We start from the raw sequence: 17,324 nt of genomic DNA, 5'->3' as shown, positions 1-17,324 counted from the left end.
GTCGCGGCCGTGTGCCCGGCCGCGACCGCCCGGTCCCGGTGCTCCCACGTACGGGCGTCCGCGTTGTACCACCGCAGCCCGTGCCGCCGCGCGAGCACCCGGGCCACGGTGGTCTTGCCGGCCCCTGGCGGTCCGCCGAGCCACAACACCGGGGGCCTCTCGCCCATCCGCCCTCTCCCTTGCGTCTCACGATCCACCGAGCGACTCGCGGGAGTCTCGCAGACCCCTCGGCAGCGTCCTCCTGGCCGTGAGATTCGTCGTGGTCCTCGCCGGCGGCACGACCGCGACCGGCATCTACGCCGCGTTCCAGTCCGACAAGGCGGCGGGCAGCACGATCAGCACCTCCGGCGGGGTACAACTGGCCGTGTGCGTCACGGTGGGCGTTCTGGTCATGTTCGCCGCGATCAGTGGCAGCAGGCCGCTGCCGCGGAGCCAGGCGGGGCGGCGACAGGGGGATGCGCGATTGCATAAACGTGCAGCGAAACGTATAGTCATGCCATCCCAGGAGGAGGGTTCCATGACGGTACGTGCGGCGGTGGCGGGAGCGAGTGGGTACGCGGGCGGAGAGCTGCTGCGTCTGCTCCTGGCTCACCCCGAGATCGAGATCGGCGCTCTGACCGGCAATTCCAACGCCGGTCAGCGCCTCGGTGCGCTGCAGCCGCACCTGCTGCCACTGGCCGACCGCGTGCTCCAGGAAACCACCCCCGACGTGCTCAGCGGGCATGACGTCGTCTTCCTCGCGTTGCCTCACGGGCAGTCCGCCGCCGTCGCCGAGCAGCTCGGCCCGGACGTCCTCGTCGTGGACATGGGGGCCGACTTCCGGCTGAAGGACGCCGCGGACTGGGAGAAGTTCTACGGTTCGGCGCACGCCGGGACCTGGCCTTACGGCCTGCCCGAACTGCCGGGTGGCCGCACCGCGCTGGAGGGGTCCAAGCGCATCGCGGTACCCGGCTGCTACCCCACGGCCGCCTCGCTCGCGCTCGTCCCGGCGTACGCGGCGGGGCTCGCCGAGCCCGAGGCCGTGATCGTCGCCGCCTCCGGGACCTCGGGCGCGGGCAAGACGCCCAAGCCGCACCTGCTGGGCTCCGAGGTCATGGGCTCCATGTCCCCGTACGGCGTGGGCGGCGTCCACCGGCACACCCCCGAGATGATCCAGAACCTCGGCGCGGCCGCCGGTGAGCCTGTCACCGTCTCCTTCACGCCCACCCTCGCGCCGATGCCCCGCGGCATCCTCGCCACCTGCAGCGCGAAGGCCAGGGACGGCGTCACGGCGGAATCCGTACGGGCGGCCTACGAGAAGACCTACGGCGACGAGCCGTTCATCCACCTGCTGCCCGAGGGGCAGTGGCCCGCGACCGCGTCCGTCTACGGGTCCAACGCCGTTCAGGTCCAGGTCGCGCACGACGCGACCGCGCACCGCATCATCGCGATCAGCGCCATCGACAACCTCACCAAGGGCACCGCGGGTGGCGCGGTGCAGAGCATGAACATCGCCCTCGGGTTTCCCGAGGAGCTCGGGCTTACCACGATCGGAGTCGCACCGTGAGTGTCACCGCTGCCAAGGGCTTCACCGCCTCGGGCATCGCAGCAGGCATCAAAGAGAACGGCAACCCGGACCTCGCCCTCGTGGTCAACAACGGCCCCCGTCTGGCCGCCGCGGGCGTCTTCACCTCGAACCGGGTGAAGGCCGCGCCGGTGCTGTGGTCGGAGCAGGTCCTCAAGGGCGGCCTCGTCTCCGCCGTCGTCCTCAACTCGGGCGGCGCCAACGCCTGTACCGGACCCAAGGGCTTCCAGGACACCCACGCCACCGCGGAGAAGGCCGCCGAGGTACTCGGTCACAACGCCGGGGAGGTCGCCGTCGCCTCCACCGGCCTCATCGGTGTACTGCTCCCCATGGACAAGCTGCTGCCGGGAGTCGAACAGGCCGCCGCCGCCCTGGACGAGCACGGCGGTGAGAAGGCCGCCATCGCCATCAAGACCACCGACACCGTCCACAAGACCTCCGTGGCCACCGGCGACGGCTGGACCGTGGGCGGCATGGCCAAGGGCGCCGGCATGCTCGCCCCCGGCCTCGCCACCATGCTCGTCGTCCTCACGACGGACGCCGATGTCGACAGCGACGTACTGGACCGGGCGCTGCGCGCCGCCACCCGCACCACGTTCGACCGCGTCGACTCCGACGGCTGCATGTCCACCAACGACACCGTGCTGCTGCTCGCCTCCGGGGCTTCCCAAGTCACCCCGGACCACGAGGAGTTCGCCGAAGCCGTACGCGCGGTCTGCGACGACCTCGGCCGCCAGCTCATCGGGGACGCCGAGGGCGCCAGCAAGGACATCAAGGTCGAGGTGATCAACGCCGCGACCGAGGACGACGCCGTCGAGGTGGGCCGCTCCATCGCCCGCAACAACCTCCTCAAGTGCGCCCTCCACGGCGAGGACCCCAACTGGGGCCGCGTCCTGTCCGCCATCGGCACCACCACGGCCGCCTTCGAGCCCGACCAGCTGAACGTCGCCATCAACGGCGTATGGGTCTGCAAGAACGGCGGTGTGGGCGAAGACCGCGACAAGGTCGACATGCGCTACCGCGAGGTCCACATCGTCGCGGACCTCGCCGCGGGCGACGAGACCGCCACGATCTGGACCAACGACCTCACCGCGGACTACGTCCACGAGAACAGCGCGTACTCCTCATGAGCAATGTGACGCGGAAACACACCGCACTGCCCAAAGCCCAGATCCTCATCGAGGCCCTGCCCTGGCTGACCCGGCACAACGGCAAGACGGTCGTCATCAAGTTCGGCGGCAACGCCATGGTGAACGAGGAGCTGAAGGCCGCCTTCGCGCAGGACGTCGTCTTCCTGCGGCAAGCCGGCCTCAAGCCCGTCGTGGTGCACGGCGGCGGCCCTCAGATCAACGCGCAGCTCGATCTGCACGGACTGGAGAGCGAGTTCAAGGCCGGGCTGCGGGTGACGACGCCGGAAGCCATGGACGTCGTACGCATGGTCCTGGCCGGACGGGTGCAGCGCGAGCTGGTGGGGCTGCTCAACCAGCACGGACCGCTCGCTGTCGGTCTCACCGGCGAGGACGCGCACACCATCACCGCCACCAAGCACCAGCCCGAGATCGACGGGGAGTTGGTCGACATCGGGCGGGTCGGCGAGATCACCGAAATCGACACAGGCGCGATCGAGGCGCTGCTCTTGGACGGCCGGATCCCGGTCATCTCATCGATCGCCCGCTCCCAGGACGACGGACATGTCTACAACGTCAATGCTGATACGGCGGCTGCGGCACTCGCTGCGGCACTTGGCGCCGAAACCCTCATGGTCCTCACGGACGTCGAGGGCCTCTACGAGGACTGGCCGAACTCCGACGAGGTGATCAGCCGACTCACCGCCTCCGAACTGGAGAAGCTGCTGCCCGACCTGGCCAGCGGCATGGTGCCGAAGATGGAGGGGTGTCTGCACGCTGTACGCAACGGCGTCACCACGGCGCGCGTGATCGACGGCCGGGTCCAGCACTCGATCCTGCTGGAGATCTTCACCGACGAGGGCATCGGCACGATGGTCGTGCCGGACGAGAAGACCGAGGGGGACGCATGACCGGGGCCTCGATGAACACCGAGCTCACCCAGCGGTGGCAGGGCGCGCTCATGGACAACTACGGCACCCCGCGGCTGCCGCTCGTCCGGGGTGAGGGCGCCAAGCTGTGGGACGCCGACGGCAAGGAGTACCTCGACTTCGTCGGCGGGATCGCGGTGAACGCGCTCGGCCACGCCCACCCCGCGATCGTCGAGGCCGTCAGCAAGCAGATCGCCTCGCTCGGCCATGTCTCCAACCTCTTCGTCGCCGAGCCTCCCGTCACGCTCGCCGAACGGCTGCTCCAGCTCTTCGGACGTGAGGGACGCGTGTACTTCTGCAACTCCGGCGCGGAGGCCAATGAGGGCGCCTTCAAGATCGGCCGGCTGACCGGGCGTGCCCACATGGTGGCCACCCAGGGCGGCTTCCACGGCCGGACCATGGGCGCCCTCGCGCTCACCGGGCAGCCGGGCAAGCAGGAGCCGTTCCTGCCGCTGCCGGGCGACGTCACGCATGTCCCGTACGGCGACGCGCAGGCGCTGGCAGCCGCCGTCACCGAGGACACCGCGCTGGTCGTCATCGAGCCGATCCAGGGTGAGAACGGCGTGGTCGTGCCGCCCGCCGGCTACCTCAAGGCGGCCCGTGCCATCACCGCGGCCACCGGAAGCCTCCTCGTCCTCGACGAGGTGCAGACCGGCGTCGGGCGGACCGGGCACTGGTTCGAGTACCAGGCCCACGAGGGTGTCCTGCCGGACATCGTCACGCTGGCGAAGGGACTCGGCGGCGGGCTGCCCCTCGGCGCGACCGTCGCCTTCGGCAGGGCCGCCCAGTTCCTGAAGCCCGGCCACCACGGCACGACGTTCGGCGGGAACCCGGTCGCGTGCGCCGCCGGACTCGCCGTCCTCGACACCATCGAGGCCGAGGGCCTGCTGGAGAACGTGAAGCGGGCGGGCGAGAAGCTGCGGGACGGAATCGAATCACTGGGCAACCCGATGATCGGCCATGTCAGGGGCTCGGGCCTTCTGCTGGGTATCGTGCTCACCGAGCCGCTCGCGCCCCAGGTGCAACAGGCGGCTCAGGACGCCGGCCTCCTGGTGAACGCGCCCGCCCCCGATGTCGTACGGCTGATGCCGCCGCTGAACCTGCGCGACGACGAGGTGGACGCCTTCCTCCGTGCGCTGCCCGGCGTCCTCGACGCAAGCGCGAGCGCGGCGAAGGCTGCGAACGTGGCGAAGGCAGCCGACGGGGACGGACGATCCGGAGAATGAGACGACGATGAGTCAGGCGCAGGATCACGAGCAGGCCGGGCCTGCCGTGCCCCAGACCCGCACCGCACGCCACCGCCGGATCGTGGATATCCTCAACCGGCAACCGGTGCGCTCCCAGAGCCAGTTGGCGAAGCTTCTCGCCGACGACGGGCTGACCGTCACCCAGGCGACGCTCTCCCGGGATCTGGACGAGCTGAACGCGGTGAAGATCCGCAACAACGACGGCGACCTCATCTACGCGGTACCGAGCGAGGGCGGCTTCCGCACCCCGCGCGCACCGCTCGGCGGGTCGGCGAAGGAGGAGCGGATGCGCAGGCTCTCCCAGGAGCTGCTGATCTCCGCGGAGGCCTCCGCCAACCTCGTGGTCCTGCGTACACCGCCGGGTGCGGCCCAGTTCCTCGCCTCGGCCATCGACCAGGCGGAACTGCACGACATCCTCGGCACCATCGCCGGCGACGACACCCTGCTGCTGATCAGCCGCAACCCGACGGGTGGTCAGGCGCTCGCGGATCATCTGCTGCGCCTGGCGCAGCACAACAACCACCACTGATCCCGTACCAGGGACTGGTACGGGAGGGGTCCTGACCGAGGCGGGCGGGCCCTGACCGAAATGGGCGGGCCCTAACCGAGACGGGCGGCGAGACCTCCGGTGCACCGGACCTCGTCGCCCGCCGTGATGAGCAGGGCCTCGATGCCGGGCAGGGATTCCAGCCAGGCGAGGGCCTGCCGGGAGCCCATCGCGAAGGCCGCCGTCGCCCAGGTGTCCGCCCAGGTGAGCCGGGGACCCACCACGGTCACGGCCACCAGGTCGGTGACCGCAGACCGGCCGGTGCTCGGGTCCACGATGTGGGTGCCGCGCTCGGCGGAACCGGAGGTGGCGATGGCCAGTTCGTCGACGCCGGCCGCGGAGACGACCGCCGCGAGGGAGCCGGGGCGCAGCGGATCCGACACACCGACCCGCCACGGCCGCTGCGGCCCCGGCGTGCCGCACAGCTGTACGTCGCCCCCGCCGTTCACGCTCACGCCGGTCGCGCCGGCCGCGAGCAGATGCCGGGCCACGCGCTCGACCGCCCAGCCCTTCACCAGCCCCGTCGGGTCGACGACACCCGCGTACTGCGTGCTGAACCAGCCCTCGCTCAACCGCTCCGCCTCAGCGCACAGTTCGAGGACCTCGGCGACCTCCGGGTCGCACGCGTCGACGCTCAGCTCGCCGCGGCCGAGCCGGGAGATCTGGCTGTCCTCCCGGTAGGTGCTGAACACCGCGTCCACCGTGTGGAGCTGGGCGATCGCCTCCTCCAAGGCGGTCTGCACCGCCTTGGGTTCGCCACCGCGTATGTCGAACGAGACGACCGTGCCCATGACCTCCTCCGCGTGGCGCACCGCCGCGGGAGGAGCTTCCGTGGGGTCAGCCACCGGCCTGGTCCAGGGCGGACTGCAGGGACTGCTTGTAGCCGGCGCTGGTGTAGGTGGCGCCGGAGACGGCGTCGATGTCGGCGCTGCCCGCGGCGACGGCCTCCTGGTTGAGCTTGGGCACCGAGTTGCCACTGATCTGGGTGCTGCGCCCGCCGCTGGGCTTCTGCAGCGCCTCGGCCTTGGTGACCTTTCCGCCGCTGACGGTGACACGGACCTGGACCGGGCCGTACTGGGTCTGCGCGACATCGCCGGTCAGGACCTGCGTCTGCCCGGAACCGGAACCGGAACCGGAACCGGAGCCGGCTCCCGCTCCCGAGCCGGTACCTGACCCGGCACCAGCTCCGGCCTCGGCGCCCGAGCCCTGGCCCGTGTCCTGCCCGCCACCCGCCGCACCGGCCTGGTCCAGGGCGGACTGCAGGGACTGCTTGTAGCCGGCGCTGGTGTAGGTGGCGCCGGAGACGGCGTCGATGTCGGCGCTGCCCGCGGCGACGGCCTCCTGGTTGAGCTTGGGCACCGAGTCGCCGCTGATCTGCGTGCTGCGCCCGCCACTGGGCTTCTGCACCGCCTCAGCCTTGGTGATCTTGCCGCCGCTCATGGTGATGCGGACCTGGACCGGGCCGTACTGGGTCTGGGCCACGCTGCCGGTGAGCGTGCCGGACCCGCCGGCCTGCTGCTGCGAGCTGCCGCCCTGCGGCGACTGGGCCGCCCCCTGGGGCGCCCCGCCCTGCGCGGACGCGGCCGTCGGATCCGACGCCGGCTTCAGCGACAGGACCAACACGATTCCGGACACGGTGGCGGCAGTGGCGAGGACGGCGCGCCGAATGGGGTGGCTCTTCTTCATGTCTCCTGACTCCCGTCGCTCACATCTCGAACGACTCGTGATGGATGCGGCGGGCCGGAACGCCCGCGCCGCGGAGTGCTTCGTACACCTGCTGCGCGAAGCCGGGCGGCCCGCACAGAAAGACGTCATGGTTGTCGATGTCCGGCAGCTTCCGGCGCAGGGTCTCCGCGGAGATGTCCGGGCGCTCCCCGTCCGGGCTGTTGACCGCGTACATGAGCCGGGCGCCCCGCTCGTCGGCGATCGAGGCCAGCTCGTCCCACAGGGCAAGGTCCTGGGTGCTGTTGGCCCGGTAGAGCAGCGTCAGGTCACCGGCCGCGCCGGGCAGCGTCTCGAACAGCGCCCGCATCGGGGTGATCCCGACCCCGCCGGCCACCAGCAGCACCTTGCCGCGGCTGCGCCGGGACGCGGTCAGCGCCCCATAGGGGCCTTCGGCCCACACGCGGGTACCGGGCTCCAGCTCGCGCAGCCTGGAGCTGTGGTCGCCGATCGCCTTCACCGTGACGCGCAGCATGTTGGGGCGCGGCGCCGCGGACAGCGAGTAGGGGTGCGAGCTGAACCGCATGCCCGGCGCCAGGAACCGCCAGCGGAAGAACTGGCCCGCCTCGGCGCCCAGCCGGTGCAGCCGGCGTCCCGAGATCAGCACCGAGACGATCCCGGGCGCCTCCTCGACGACCTCCGCGACCCGCATGCGGTGCCGCAGGTTGAGCCGGACCGGCACGAGTACCCGGTACCAGAGCGCCAGCGCGGTCACGGACCCGTACAGCACGTACCAGGCCGTGGTCGCGGCCGGCTGGACGGCGAAGTCGTTCCCGGTGGTCAACTGGTGCCAGAACGACAGGTATACAGCCGCGTACGTGAGCAGATGGATGTGGTACCAGGTGTCGTACCCGATCATGCGCCGGATTCCGCCGGTGGAGATCAGGCCGATGAACAGCAGCAGGCCCGTGCCGATCGCGGCCTTGCCCATGTCCGGCAGCGTGTTGACCGATTCGATGGTCTGCTGCACGATCCCCGAGAATCCGAGGCCGGCCTGCAGGGCGTAGCCGTACATGGTCAGCACGAGATGCGCGAGGACCAGACAGAGCGTGTAGCGGCCGCTCATCGCGTGCCAGCGTGCCACCCGGTCGGAGCCGACCCGGCGCTCCAGCGCGGGTACGCGGGCCATCTGCAGCACGACCAGAGCCATCAGATACCCGGCGAGCAGACCGGTGATCCGGCCCGCGTTGAGTATCCGGCTCGTGTTGTCCGCGATGGCGGGGGTGTTGCTCCACCACAGCCAGACCACCGCCACCGCACCCGCCCAGACAGCGAGCAGCAGCGGGACGGCAGGGTTGCGGCGAGGGCGGATACGGCGCATTGTCTGGCGCCGCGCAGCGCGACCGCCGGCGATCGTACTCACGGTTCCTCCGTGGGACTGGCGAAAGGGGAGTGGCCCTTGGCCCAGTGGTACGTGCGGCGGAGGCTGTGCGTTCAGAGGTCGGCCGAGTCCGGTGCGGACTGGGGTGACTGGCGGTAACGCTTGCCCTCAGTAGCGCGTGATCGCCGTCGGTCCGCTCGCCGTGCCGATGGCGATGTGCGGTGTGCGCGCGGGGTCGGCCCAGTCCAGGATGCGCCGCATCGCGTCCCGCGGCACCGAGACACAACCGGCCGTCGCTCCACGCCCGTTGACATGCAGGAAGATCCCCGCGCCGCGCCCGCGCACGGGCCGCTCGTAGTTGAAGCCGATGACGAGCGCGTACGCGTACTGCCTGCCGTACGAGATCAGATGCTCTGCCTCGGCGGCGCGGCAGTCGGCCGGGCGCGGGTCGGTCCAGCGGTTGTAGGAACGGGAGTCGTTGTCCTGGCACCACCAGGAGTTCTGGCGCACCCGGCGGTACGTGACGGCCGTCCCCCGCGGCGCGGGACTGATGCCGAAGGCGTACGGCAGGTCGTACAGGCCGGTGGGTGTGGTGTTCGTGCCCTGTTCGCGGGAGCGGCCCTCGGCGAGCCCTCGCGCCCCGAAGCGGGCCGGCGCGGAACCGGACTTCACCCAGTGGCCGGCGCGCCGGTCCCACCAGGTGACCGTGCCGGTCGTCGAGGAGGTCCGGGAGGCCCGGGCGGTGATCAGCTGGCTGCCGCCGCCGGTGTCCGCCATCCGCTCGGGCAGCGGCAGGCGTTCGGCGGGGCCGCCGGGGGCGAGGACGAGGAGGGACGCGGACACGAGGACAGCGGCTCCGGGGCGCATGGCTCAGACGCTACTGGGCGGCAGGGGCAGCGGCAGCCCGGGTGGGCCATCCAGGCTGCTCTCCACGTGCTCCTTGCCAGGAGGCGGACGATGGTGGGCGGGCCCTGGCAGGCGCACCACATGAGGGTGATTCGCCTGTGCTGCCGACGAAGTCCAGGTAGGCGACGGTGAGTTCGTCGAGTACCGCGAACGAGCCCTTGAGGCCCTTGGGGGAAAGGTCGACCGTGCCGTCGCCGGACAGTGGCGCGGCCGCGGTGAAGAAGAGGGGCTGTCGCGGCGCGGGCTCCGTGGCCGCCCCGGCCGACGTTCGGGGCGACCACGGAGGTCGTTACGCGGTGGCGCTACTTGTTGAGGGTGCAGGCCGCGAGGGCTTCGAGCCCTTCGGGCTTCTCGGCGGCGCGTCCGATGGCGGTCTCGATGCGGTTGAGCGCGGCGACGCGCTTGTCCTCCAGCGGGCCGAGGATGGCGTTCTGGACGAAGTTGGGTCCGCCCTGGCCGACGGTGTCGACGAGCCGCTGGTTGGCCTCGGAGATCTGGGTGTCGAGCTGGGTGAGGTTGCGGTCGACCTCGGCCTGGGCCGAGGCGGGGATCTCGGGAAGGCTCGGCTCGACGTCGGGGCAGCTGATGGTGCCGGCGGCGCCGGCGTCGCCCGCGTCCTCGGCCCCTGCGTTGCCCGCGTCCTCGGCCTCGCCGGCGTCCTCCGCGTTGCCCGCGCCCCCGGCGCCGTTCGCGTTACCGGCGTCGTTCGCGTTCCCGCCCGCCGCTTCGTCGGCCGCCTCTTCCTCGGCGCCGGCGTCGGCCGCACCACCCGCGTTGAGGGTGCAGGCCGCGAGGGCTTCGAGGCCCTCGGGCTTCTCGGCGGCGCGTCCGATGGCGGTCTCGATGCGGTTGAGCGCGGCGACGCGCTTGTCCTCCAGCGGGCCGAGGATGGCGTTCTGGACGAAGTTGGGTCCGCCCTGGCCGACGGTGTCGACGAGTCTCTTGTTCGCTTCGGCGATCTGGGTGTCGAGCTGGGCGAGGTTGCTGTCGACCTCGGCCTGGGCGGAGGCGGGAATCGCCGGCAGGCTGCCATCCACCGCCGGGCAGTTCACCGTGCCGGGAGACGCCTTCGTGTCGGCGGCCTGATCGCCGCTGTTCGACGTCTCTCCGGCCAAGGCCGATCCAGCGATCACCGCCCCGGACAACACCACCGCGGCTGCGCCGCCGATGATCGCCACGCGGCGCTTGTGGTACTTCGGGAGAGCCCTGGACATACGGAAGCCTCGCTCCTGGTCGGGGGTTGGGCCGCCCGTGGTCGATCGGGCGGCGCACTCCTGTGCGGGTGAAGTGGTTTACAAACGCGGCGCCGGCGTTCAGCGGGAGATACGAGAAAGCGGTTTCTCGCGTTCAAACGAAACCTGAGATTTGTTCTGCAGTGATTCGGTGGCGTCCGTCAGTGACCCGAGATTGACGAACCATGCAGACTCCTGCATACTCATGCATGTCAGCGAATGCACTGTGAGGAGAAACCCGTGACCGAGCGCGTCGTACTCGCCTACTCGGGCGGCCTGGACACCTCCGTCGCCATCGGCTGGATCGCCGAGGAGACGGGCGCCGAGGTCATCGCCGTTGCCGTGGACGTCGGCCAGGGCGGCGAGGACCTGGACGTCATCCGCAAGCGCGCGCTCGCCTGCGGTGCCGTCGAGGCCGAGGTCGCGGACGCCAAGGACGAGTTCGCCGACGAGTACTGCCTCCCGGCGATCAAGGCCAACGCCCTCTACATGGACCGCTACCCGCTGGTCTCGGCGCTCTCCCGGCCGACGATCGTCAAGCACCTCGTCGCCGCCGCCCAGAAGCACGGCGCCGGGATCGTCGCCCACGGCTGCACCGGCAAGGGCAACGACCAGGTCCGCTTCGAGGCCGGCATCGTCGCCCTCGCCCCCGAGCTCAAGTGCATCGCCCCGGTCCGTGACTACGCGATGACCCGGGACAAGGCGATCGCCTTCTGCGAGGAGAAGGGCCTGCCGATCGCCACCACCAAGAAGTCGCCGTACTCCATCGACCAGAACGTCTTCGGGCGCGCCGTCGAGACCGGCTTCCTGGAGGACATCTGGAACGCGCCGATCGAGGACGTCTACGAGTACACGCAGAACCCGGCGCTCCCGCGTGAGCCCGACGAGGTCGTCGTCACCTTCAAGGCGGGCGTCCCGGTCGCCATCGACGGCAAGCCCGTCACCGTCCTGCAGGCCATCCAGCAGCTCAACCAGCGCGCCGGAGCCCAGGGCATCGGCCGGATCGACATGGTCGAGGACCGGCTCGTGGGCATCAAGTCCCGCGAGGTCTACGAGGCTCCCGGCGCCATCGCGCTGATCACGGCCCACCAGGAGCTGGAGAACGTCACCGTCGAGCGCGAACTGGCCCGCTACAAGCGGCAGGTCGAGCAGCGCTGGGGCGAGCTGGTCTACGACGGCCTGTGGTTCTCCCCGCTCAAGCGCGCCCTGGACGGCTTCATCAACGAGGCCAACCAGCATGTCTCCGGCGACATCCGGATGACCCTGCACGGCGGCCGCGCCGTCGTCACCGGCCGGAGGTCCGAGGAGTCGCTCTACGACTTCAACCTCGCGACCTACGACTCGGGCGACACCTTCGACCAGTCCAAGGCCCAGGGCTTCATCGACATCTTCGCCCTGTCGTCCAAGATCGCGGCCAAGCGGGACCAGGCGTAGGCGCTCCGCTCGGAGTCCGGGACATGACGTGCGGGTCGTAAGGGGCTGGTCGCGCCCACGCGGCGGAGCCGCATGATGTCACAGCCCGAGCCCCTGACGGGGCGTGGTCCCGTACTAGCCTGACGACCGCCTCCTCACTGGAACAGTGGGGAGGCGGTCGCACATCGCCATCTTTGAGGAGCACAGCAAGTGAGCAGCAACAGCGGTGACGTACGGCTCTGGGGCGGCCGTTTCGCCGACGGTCCCGCCGAGGCCCTGGCGAAGCTGTCCGCGTCCGTCCACTTCGACTGGCGGCTCGCGCCGTACGACATCGCCGGCTCGCGGGCCCACGCGCGCGTGCTGCACCGGGCGGACCTCCTCACGGCCGACGAACTGGAGCGCATGCTCGCGGGCCTCGACCAGCTCGAAGCCGATGTCGCCGACGGCTCCTTCGTCGGCACCATCGCCGACGAGGACGTCCACACCGCCCTGGAGCGGGGCCTGCTGGAGCGGCTCGGCCCGGACCTCGGCGGCAAGCTGCGCGCGGGCCGGTCGAGGAACGACCAGGTCGCCACGCTCTTCCGGATGTATCTGCGCGACCACGCCCGCGTCATCGGCGGCCTGATCGCCGACCTCCAGGACGCGCTGATCGGTCTGGCCGAGGCCCACCCGGACGTCGCCATGCCGGGCCGTACGCACCTTCAGCACGCCCAGCCCGTCCTGTTCGCCCACCATGTGCTGGCCCACGCGCAGGCCCTCTCCCGGGACGCCGAGCGCCTGCGCCAGTGGGACGAGCGGACGGCCGTGTCGCCGTACGGTTCGGGGGCGCTGGCCGGCAGCAGTCTGGGACTCGACCCGGAGGCCGTCGCGCGCGACCTGGGCTTCGAGCGCGGCAGCTCGGGCAACTCCATCGACGGGACGGCCTCGCGGGACTTCGCCGCCGAGTTCGCCTTCATCACCGCGATGATCGGTGTGAACCTCTCCCGGATCGCCGAGGAGGTCATCATCTGGAACACGAAGGAGTTCTCCTTCGTCACCCTCCACGACGCCTTCTCCACCGGCTCGTCGATCATGCCGCAGAAGAAGAACCCGGACATCGCGGAGCTCGCCCGCGGCAAGTCGGGGCGGCTCGTCGGCAACCTCACCGGGCTGATGGCCACCCTGAAGGCCCTCCCGCTGGCGTACAACCGCGACCTCCAGGAGGACAAGGAGCCGGTCTTCGACTCCTGTGACCAGCTGGAGGTCCTGCTCCCGGCCTTCACCGGCATGATGGCGACCCTGACCGTCCACCGTGAGCGCATGGAGGAACTGGCCCCGGCCGGGTTCTCGCTCGCCACCGACATCGCCGAGTGGCTGGTCCGGCAGGGCGTGCCCTTCCGGGTCGCGCACGAGGTCGCGGGCGAGTGCGTGAAGGTGGCCGAGGCCGACGGCGTCGAGCTGGACGATCTCACCGACGAGCAGTTCGTGAAGATCTCCGCGCATCTGACACCCGAGGTGCGAAGCGTCCTCAACGTCCCCGGTGCCCTGGCCTCCCGCAACGGCCGCGGCGGCACGGCGCCCAGCGCGGTCGCCGCCCAGCTCGCCGAGGTCAAGGCGGACGTGGCGGCCCAGCACGAGTGGGCGAGGGCCCGCAAGTGAGCGCCTGATCAGACACGGGGGAGCGCCCGCACGTGCGCGCCGGGGCACGCGTCGGCGGGTGCCCCGGCAGTGAAGCGAGCGCCTCGCGGGTTACGTTGGGTCGGCAGCCGTAAAGGAGCGACCGAACGGAGCCCGCGATGCCCTTCGCACGACTCGCCTCTGCGACGACCCCCACCTGCCACATCGGCCTGGGACTCGCCGCCGTCGGGCGCCCCGGCTATATCAACCTCGGCCGCGAGTCCGATCTCCCGGAATCCCGCAGCGTCGACGCGCTGCGCGAGCGATCGCATGAACTTCTGGACGCCGCCTACGCCCAGGGCGTGCGCTACTTCGACGCGGCCCGCTCGTACGGCCGCTCCGAGGAGTTCCTCGCCGACTGGCTGCACGCCCGGCCCGACATCGACGACGTCGTCATCGGCAGCAAGTGGGGCTACACCTACACGGCGGGCTGGCGCACGGACGCCGAGGAACACGAGGTCAAGGACCACAGCGTGGGCACGTACGAGCGGCAGCGCGCCGAGACCGCCGAACTGCTCGGCGACCGGCTCGACCTCTACCAGATCCACTCGGTGACTCCGGACAGCCCGGCCCTCACCGACAAGGAACTCCACGCCAAACTGGCGGAAGCGGCCGCCGAGGGGCTGACCCTCGGCTTCTCCACCAGCGGTCCCGCGCAGGCCGACGCGATCCGCGCCGCACTCGCCGTGACCGTCGACGGCGAGCCCCTCTTCCGTACGGTCCAGGCCACGTACAACGTGCTGGAGACCTCCGCCGCGCCCGCGCTCGCCGAGGCGCACGACGCCGGGTACACCGTGATCGTCAAGGAAGCCATGGCCAACGGCCGTCTCGCCGATCCGCACGCCCCGGACGCGGTGCGCGCCATCGCCGAGCAGGCTGAGCTCGGTTCCGACGCGGTTGCTCTGGCCCTGGTCCTGCGGCAGCCCTGGGCCGGCGTCGTCCTCTCCGGCGCGGCCACCGTCAACCAGCTCGCGTCCAACCTGCATGCCGCTGTGGTCGACCTCGACGACGACCAGCTGGCCCGGCTCGCGGCGCTCGCCGAGGAGCCGGGGGCGTACTGGGAGCGGCGCGGGCAGCTGCCCTGGCACTGATCCCCGCTGGTTCCCCATCGCGGGTGTCGAGCACGCGAACGGCGGGCTGCCCGAGGCGCAGCCCGCCGTGTGCGAAGTCGTATGCCGTTACGCGGCTTTGGCCTTGGTGGCGTACATGTCGACGTACTCCTGACCCGACAGACGCATGACCTCCGCCATCACGGAGTCGGTGACGGCGCGCAGGACGTACCGGTCGCGGTCCATGCCCTCGTACCGTGAGAACTCCATCGCCTCGCCGAAGCGGACCGTGACGCGGCCGGGGCGCGGGATGCCGGCGCCGCCGGGCTGGAGCTTGTCGGTACCGATCATCGCGAAGGGGACGACCGGGGCGCCGGTCATCAGGGTCAGGCGCGCGATGCCCGTACGCCCCCGGTAGAGGCGGCCGTCGGGGGAGCGGGTGCCCTCCGGGTAGATGCCGAAGACCTTGCCCTCCTCCAAAATCCGACGGCCCGTCATCAGCGCCGCGACGCCGCCGCTCGCACCGTCCCGGTCCACCGGGATCATGCCGACGCCCGTGAAGAACCAGGCCATCAGGCGGCCCTTGATTCCCTTGCCGGTGACGTACTCGTCCTTGCCGATGAAGAAGACCTGGCGGTCGCAGACCAGCGGCAGCACGATCGAGTCGATGAACGTGAGGTGGTTGCCGGCGAGGATGACGGGTCCGGAGCCCGGGATGTGCTCCGCGCCTTCCACCCGTGGGCGGAACATCAGGCGCATGATCGGTCCGAGCACTGCCTTGATGAACACGAAGCGGGACAACGGGCCCTCCGGTGTCAAGGGATTTGGTGAAGGTCTCTGCAGGTGAGGACGATACTCGTGGCCGCCGGGGTATTGCACACCGGGTTCACGTAGTAGATACGCACTGTCGCCACATGTTTACCTGGGGTGGCGTCCCGTTTCACGCGTGACATGCGGACGAGACGTTGTGACGAATCCCGCACCGCCACCTCCGGCCCGAAACAGGGTTTCGCCCGTTGCTGGGGGCTGCGCCCCCAGACCCCCGCTATCGGCCTTGCGGCCTCGTCCTCAAACGCCGGACGGGCTGGTTGATGCTGGCCCGGGCTCGAAAATCCAGCCCCTCCGGCGTTTGAGGAGCGGGGGTCCGGGGGCTGGCCCCCGGGAACGGGGTCTGGGGCGGAGCCCCAGAAGGACGGGACGGGCAGGGGCGGCGGGGGCGAAGAAAAACGGCGAAGCCGACGCCCCGTCAACTCGCAGTCCCCTGTGCGACATCCAGCGTCACCCACGTGTTCCGTCACAGGTCTCCCACCCGTCACCCAACCCCACCTACGATCGACCCGCTTTGACAGGTGCAGGGCGGCACAACGGGAGGAGAGCTCATGGGGACGCAGGCGCCGGACGAGCAGGGACGAGGCACAGGACGGCGGGCGCTGCTCGGCGCGGCGGTGCTGGGCGCGAGCGGAGCGGTCCTCGGACTGCCCGGCGCGGCGAGAGCCGAGAGCGCGGCCGCCGAGCAGCGCCCCGGCGGCGAAGGCTACAAGAGCCTGCCGGTGCCGACGGTCATCGGCCACCGCGGCGCCAGCGGCTACCGCCCGGAGCACACCTTCGGCTCGTACCAACTGGCCCTCGACCTGGGCGCGGACGTCATCGAACAGGACCTCGTGCCCACCAAGGACGGCCACCTCGTGTGCCGTCACGAGAACGACATCACCGCCACCACCGACGTCGCGGCCCGCCCCGAGTTCGCCGACCGCAAAACGACGAAGAGTGTCGACGGCACCTCATTCACCGGCTGGTTCACCGAGGACTTCACGCTCGCCGAGCTGAAGACGCTGCGCGCCAAGGAACGCATCCCGGGCACCCGCCAGCGCAACACGCTCTACGACGGCCGGTGGGACGTCCCCACCTTCGAGGAGGTCCTGCGCTGGGCCGCCCGCGAGAGCCGTAAGCGTGGCAAGGAGGTGTGGCTGCACGTCGAGACCAAGCACCCCACCTACTTCCGGAAGCTCGGCCTGGGGCTGGAGGAGCCGCTCGCCAAGCTGCTGCGCAAGTACGGCAAGCACACGAAGAACGCCCCCGTCTTCCTGCAGTCCTTCGAGCCGAGCAGCATCCAGCGCCTGAACAAGCTCGTCGACAACCCGCTCGTCGTACTGCTGTCCTCCGCGAACAGCCGCCCCTGGGACTTCGTCCAGGCCGGTGACCCGCGTACCGTCGCCGACCTGGTCAAGCCCGAGGGCCTGGCGTGGATCGCCTCGTACGCGCAGGGGATCGGCCCGACCCTCGACCTGATCATCCCGAGGGACGCGAGCGGCAACCTCACCACGCCGACCACACTCGTCGACGACGCGCACGACGCGGGCCTGATCCTGCACCCGTACACGATGCGCAACGAGAACACCTTCCTGCCCGCGAACTTCAGGAAGGGCACCGACCCGAACGCCTACGGTGACGCCTTCGGCGCCTTCCAGGTCTACTTCAAGACCGGCATCGACGGCATCTTCACGGACAACCCGGACACCGGCCTCCTCGCCCGCGAGGACTTCGTCAACGGCTGAGTCCCCGGGCCCCGGTTGGGGTGACAGGCGGCCGCCCCGGCAACCCTTGCCGGGGC

The 17,324-nt window shown here is 70.6% G+C and carries 15 protein-coding genes and 1 pseudogene; 9 read left to right on the top strand and 7 right to left on the bottom strand.

The annotated features are described in order from the left end of the window. Positions 1–517 precede the first annotated feature (517 nt). Genes argC through FGD71_RS10165 form a run of 5 tightly spaced genes read left to right on the top strand, consistent with a single transcriptional unit; the run spans position 518 to position 5,396 of the window. The gene (argC, locus tag FGD71_RS10185; protein ID WP_119100082.1) at positions 518–1,546 is read left to right on the top strand and encodes an N-acetyl-gamma-glutamyl-phosphate reductase; all 1,029 of its coding nucleotides are present in this window, start codon (positions 518–520) and stop codon (positions 1,544–1,546) included. Further along, on the top strand, positions 1,543–2,694 hold the full coding sequence (gene argJ / locus FGD71_RS10180; protein WP_119100080.1) for a bifunctional glutamate N-acetyltransferase/amino-acid acetyltransferase ArgJ: 1,152 nt from the start codon (positions 1,543–1,545) through the stop codon (positions 2,692–2,694). Before argC ends, argJ begins: the two co-directional genes overlap by 4 nt. Further along, positions 2,691–3,602, top strand: coding sequence for an acetylglutamate kinase (gene argB / locus FGD71_RS10175; RefSeq protein ID WP_119100079.1), 912 nt, complete (start codon positions 2,691–2,693; stop codon positions 3,600–3,602). The genes argJ and argB overlap by 4 nt, the downstream gene beginning before the upstream one ends. Then, positions 3,599–4,846: an acetylornithine transaminase gene (locus FGD71_RS10170; protein WP_181359167.1), complete on the top strand. Its 1,248-nt coding sequence runs from the start codon at positions 3,599–3,601 to the stop codon at positions 4,844–4,846. Before argB ends, FGD71_RS10170 begins: the two co-directional genes overlap by 4 nt. A gap of 7 nt (positions 4,847–4,853) precedes the next feature. Beyond that, positions 4,854–5,396 carry an arginine repressor gene (locus FGD71_RS10165; RefSeq protein WP_119100077.1) on the top strand — a complete coding sequence of 181 codons (543 nt, stop codon included), beginning with the start codon at positions 4,854–4,856 and terminating at the stop codon, positions 5,394–5,396. A 71-nt stretch (positions 5,397–5,467) separates the two neighbouring features. Here FGD71_RS10165 and FGD71_RS10160 read toward each other — a convergent pair whose 3' ends face one another. The 6 genes and pseudogenes from FGD71_RS10160 to FGD71_RS10135 all read right to left on the bottom strand — a co-directional run bounded on the left by FGD71_RS10160 (position 5,468) and on the right by FGD71_RS10135 (position 10,577). Beyond that, on the bottom strand, positions 5,468–6,205 hold the full coding sequence (locus FGD71_RS10160) for an FAD:protein FMN transferase (RefSeq protein WP_181359168.1): 738 nt from the start codon (positions 6,203–6,205) through the stop codon (positions 5,468–5,470). A gap of 46 nt (positions 6,206–6,251) precedes the next feature. Further along, positions 6,252–7,100, bottom strand: a complete 849-nt coding sequence (locus FGD71_RS10155) for an FMN-binding protein (protein WP_119100075.1) — start codon at positions 7,098–7,100, stop codon at positions 6,252–6,254. A 19-nt stretch (positions 7,101–7,119) separates the two neighbouring features. Beyond that, positions 7,120–8,457 carry a ferredoxin reductase family protein gene (locus tag FGD71_RS10150; RefSeq protein WP_119100074.1) on the bottom strand — a complete coding sequence of 446 codons (1,338 nt, stop codon included), beginning with the start codon at positions 8,455–8,457 and terminating at the stop codon, positions 7,120–7,122. A gap of 168 nt (positions 8,458–8,625) precedes the next feature. Beyond that, positions 8,626–9,324, bottom strand: a complete 699-nt coding sequence (locus FGD71_RS10145) for a L,D-transpeptidase family protein (RefSeq protein WP_119100073.1) — start codon at positions 9,322–9,324, stop codon at positions 8,626–8,628. A gap of 71 nt (positions 9,325–9,395) precedes the next feature. Beyond that, positions 9,396–9,595 (bottom strand): annotated as a pseudogene (locus FGD71_RS10140) (pyridoxamine 5'-phosphate oxidase family protein); the annotation flags it as partial. Between the two features lie 70 nt (positions 9,596–9,665). Next, positions 9,666–10,577 (bottom strand): hypothetical protein, encoded by a 912-nt coding sequence (locus FGD71_RS10135; protein ID WP_119100072.1) that lies wholly within the window; start codon positions 10,575–10,577, stop codon positions 9,666–9,668. Positions 10,578–10,835: 258 nt separating this feature from the next. Between FGD71_RS10135 and FGD71_RS10130 the strand changes: the two genes are divergently transcribed. The 3 genes from FGD71_RS10130 (at position 10,836) to FGD71_RS10120 (ending at position 14,755) form a co-directional block, all read left to right on the top strand. Then, positions 10,836–12,029, top strand: a complete 1,194-nt coding sequence (locus tag FGD71_RS10130; RefSeq protein WP_181359166.1) for an argininosuccinate synthase — start codon at positions 10,836–10,838, stop codon at positions 12,027–12,029. A gap of 189 nt (positions 12,030–12,218) precedes the next feature. Further along, positions 12,219–13,646 carry an argininosuccinate lyase gene (argH, locus tag FGD71_RS10125; RefSeq protein ID WP_119100070.1) on the top strand — a complete coding sequence of 476 codons (1,428 nt, stop codon included), beginning with the start codon at positions 12,219–12,221 and terminating at the stop codon, positions 13,644–13,646. A 137-nt stretch (positions 13,647–13,783) separates the two neighbouring features. After that, positions 13,784–14,755, top strand: coding sequence for an aldo/keto reductase (locus FGD71_RS10120; protein ID WP_119100069.1), 972 nt, complete (start codon positions 13,784–13,786; stop codon positions 14,753–14,755). Positions 14,756–14,842: 87 nt separating this feature from the next. On the opposite strand, the gene FGD71_RS10115 is transcribed toward FGD71_RS10120, so the two are convergent. Then, entirely contained in the window at positions 14,843–15,532 is a 690-nt protein-coding gene (locus FGD71_RS10115) for a lysophospholipid acyltransferase family protein (RefSeq protein WP_119100068.1), read from the bottom strand. A 560-nt stretch (positions 15,533–16,092) separates the two neighbouring features. Here FGD71_RS10115 and FGD71_RS10110 point away from each other — a divergent pair. Further along, on the top strand, positions 16,093–17,268 hold the full coding sequence (locus FGD71_RS10110) for a glycerophosphodiester phosphodiesterase (protein ID WP_119100067.1): 1,176 nt from the start codon (positions 16,093–16,095) through the stop codon (positions 17,266–17,268). Positions 17,269–17,324 lie beyond the last annotated feature (56 nt).

The organism is Streptomyces sporangiiformans (assembly GCF_005768555.2).
Taxonomy (GTDB): domain Bacteria; phylum Actinomycetota; class Actinomycetes; order Streptomycetales; family Streptomycetaceae; genus Streptomyces; species Streptomyces sporangiiformans.
Note: the sequence above shows the minus strand (reverse complement) of the source record. Positions and strands in the feature narration are given on the sequence as shown.

Coding starts and splice junctions, on each gene's coding strand:
- argB (WP_119100079.1), top strand. CDS start 2,691: ATGAGCAATGTGACGCGGAAACACACCGCACTGCCCAAAGCCCAGATC.
- FGD71_RS10135 (WP_119100072.1), bottom strand. CDS start 10,577: ATGTCCAGGGCTCTCCCGAAGTACCACAAGCGCCGCGTGGCGATCATC.
- FGD71_RS10160 (WP_181359168.1), bottom strand. CDS start 6,205: ATGGGCACGGTCGTCTCGTTCGACATACGCGGTGGCGAACCCAAGGCG.
- argC (WP_119100082.1), top strand. CDS start 518: ATGACGGTACGTGCGGCGGTGGCGGGAGCGAGTGGGTACGCGGGCGGA.
- FGD71_RS10170 (WP_181359167.1), top strand. CDS start 3,599: ATGACCGGGGCCTCGATGAACACCGAGCTCACCCAGCGGTGGCAGGGC.
- FGD71_RS10145 (WP_119100073.1), bottom strand. CDS start 9,324: ATGCGCCCCGGAGCCGCTGTCCTCGTGTCCGCGTCCCTCCTCGTCCTC.
- FGD71_RS10150 (WP_119100074.1), bottom strand. CDS start 8,457: ATGCGCCGTATCCGCCCTCGCCGCAACCCTGCCGTCCCGCTGCTGCTC.
- FGD71_RS10110 (WP_119100067.1), top strand. CDS start 16,093: ATGGGGACGCAGGCGCCGGACGAGCAGGGACGAGGCACAGGACGGCGG.
- FGD71_RS10165 (WP_119100077.1), top strand. CDS start 4,854: ATGAGTCAGGCGCAGGATCACGAGCAGGCCGGGCCTGCCGTGCCCCAG.
- FGD71_RS10120 (WP_119100069.1), top strand. CDS start 13,784: ATGCCCTTCGCACGACTCGCCTCTGCGACGACCCCCACCTGCCACATC.
- FGD71_RS10155 (WP_119100075.1), bottom strand. CDS start 7,100: ATGAAGAAGAGCCACCCCATTCGGCGCGCCGTCCTCGCCACTGCCGCC.